The sequence below is a fragment of the Pseudomonas sp. NBRC 111140 genome (assembly GCF_001320885.1).
GTDB lineage: Bacteria > Pseudomonadota > Gammaproteobacteria > Pseudomonadales > Pseudomonadaceae > Aquipseudomonas > Aquipseudomonas putida_P.
In genome coordinates, this window is record NZ_BCBQ01000185.1 from 1 (window position 1) to 2,322 (window position 2,322).

Here is a 2,322-nt window from a genome sequence, read left to right on the forward strand (position 1 = left end):
GTCGATGACTTCTCGAAAAAAATCCTATTTCCGTCAGTTGCAATCAAATTCCTAGCTTGCGATTGCAAGCCATTGGCAAGCACGTCTCGCACCAAATTATCACAGGCGGTATATTCAGCACGCTTCTCGGCCTCTTGCATAGGCCTCCGCATTTGGTGTTCCTTAAGACTCACATAGTGAATGGTCATGACGAGCGCTGCATGCCCAACCAGCTTCGACACTATATGTATCGGCGCATCCCCGTCCGCTATATAGGCGGTGATGAGACTTACCCTCAAGCAGTGAGGAGTGTAGTCACTAAGATAACGAGGTCCGTACTGACTGTTTTTCCTGGCTAGATCTTCCCCACCCCGTTGAATGAGATAAAGTAGCTTAGGCAATGTGGTCTGGAAGGCCGTTGCCGTAGTAATAGGCTGACCCGTTTTATCTTGTCGAAAAAGAAAGCATTGGCTACCCCGAGATTTCAAAATCTCACTATTGATCTCTGCGTGTGTTTTTATCGAAGTCCATGGTGTGGGGTAATCAAGCGGTGAGTATTTTTCCTGCCAGTCCCTCAACACCAACAACCAATACGCCAAATCCTCTGGAATCCATTCGACTTCGTATCCTTGATCACGAGCACCAGTTTTATTAGTTGTGCAATAGAACTTTGGATATCCATTTATTCCTTTTTGAACTGCCGCCTGAGGTGTACTGCTCCTGGTGCCACGCAAAGCAAGATGCCCAGTATTCTTCCTCCACTCAATTGTACCAGTTTCCATGTCAACAACTCCGACCTCTCGGTCAGCCTCTCCGCTATCCAGCCACAGAATCTGTTGCCCCCGTAATGGAAACCTTAGCAAGGTATAAAGCGCTACAAACCGAACCGGAGACCATACCTGATACACAACTACTCTGCGCCGTTTCCCAGCAACAACCCGCTCAATTCGCTCAAGCTTTCGCCATACCGTATGAGGATCATCGACATCAATTTTCGATAATGGGACATCAAGCCAGTCTCCGCGGCTATCGAAGAACTCTTGGAGATGCTCTAACTGGCTTAGGGACACGCGTCGTGATAGAGACATCTCATAATCAGGAACGAGGTAGTTTCTAGCTCTCAAAATATACTCGTAACCAAGCGAGGGTTTATTCGTCTGACCTAGTTTAGAATAGCCTAACCCTTTGGCGAATCCGGCGAGGATGCTAGAAAACGGATTTCTGAAGTCGTTTAGCACGACGCTCTCATCCCCATCGACATCTGTACATTCTTCGTCGAGAACCCACTGAAAAAATGTCGAAATTGACGTGTGTACCTGCTGCTTCAGGGACTCTGCCTGAGACTCAATCAATGATATATACAGCGCAGCATTAAACTTATTAGCCCTTAATAATAAAAATTTTGGATCATCAGGTAAATTTAATTCGTGAAAGTATCCGTTTATCAGCACCCTCAACGCCATGCGACGTATTGCATAATTTGTTTGAAACCTCAAATGTTTCTCATATACATCACACAAGCATGGGTAGCTATCTGAATAATCAGGAGCTATTTCCAGCGAAAGAAAGTCTTGTATACTGATCCAGCCTTTGTGCTTGAAGGCTCGATAGGGAGCACTCGGCAGCCTAGGATCCTGCTTATATCCGTCTCTATACTCGGCATATGACTTAAAACCAAATTTTTCGGCAGCTTTTTTTGCTTCTTCATATGTTTTGTAATTCCTGTCGCGCTCAACCCCAAGGAAATTTGGCCATCCTGACCATGGAAGAAAGTGACTCTTAGGGTCGCACGGCAGACGAGGATCCAGTTTATATTTAGCTCTATAGTCAGACGCACTTATAATCCCCAACCGCTGAGCAGCGGCGCTAGCCTCGGCCAAATCACTATAAAAAAGCGGCTTAAAGAAACGAAACAAAAACTTCCAACTGACCCAGCCTTTAGAAGCGTACTCCGACCAAGGCGCACAGGGTAATTTTTCGTCTTCCTTACGCCTAACCAAATACTCATCTTTACTCGTAATGCCCAATTTATGCACCGCCTGCTCCATCTCTGAATAGGTGGGATAAAATTTAGATTTCTGCCTATCAAAAAAATCATACCAATTAGTCCAGCCGCGGCCAGAATAAGCCTTTTCAGGGCTAGATGGGAGCCTGGGATCTTCGTAGTATCTTTTCCGATAATCCGGAACACTCACAATCCCCAGCTTTTTTGTCGCTTGCTTAGCCTCTTCATAGCTCGCGTATATAGCAACCAGCTCATCTGAAAGGAACGGCCCCCACCCTTTCCAACCTGTTTTCGCGTAGACTTCATTTGGATTACTCCTCAGTTTTTTATCGGCTAAG

General features: G+C 45.9%; 1 protein-coding gene. It reads right to left on the reverse strand.

The genetic code is table 11. The features are described 5' to 3' along the window. The coding region (locus APH42_RS30040; RefSeq protein WP_218187664.1) for a VPA1269 family protein at window positions 1–2,322 on the reverse strand (2,322 nt) is incomplete at both ends.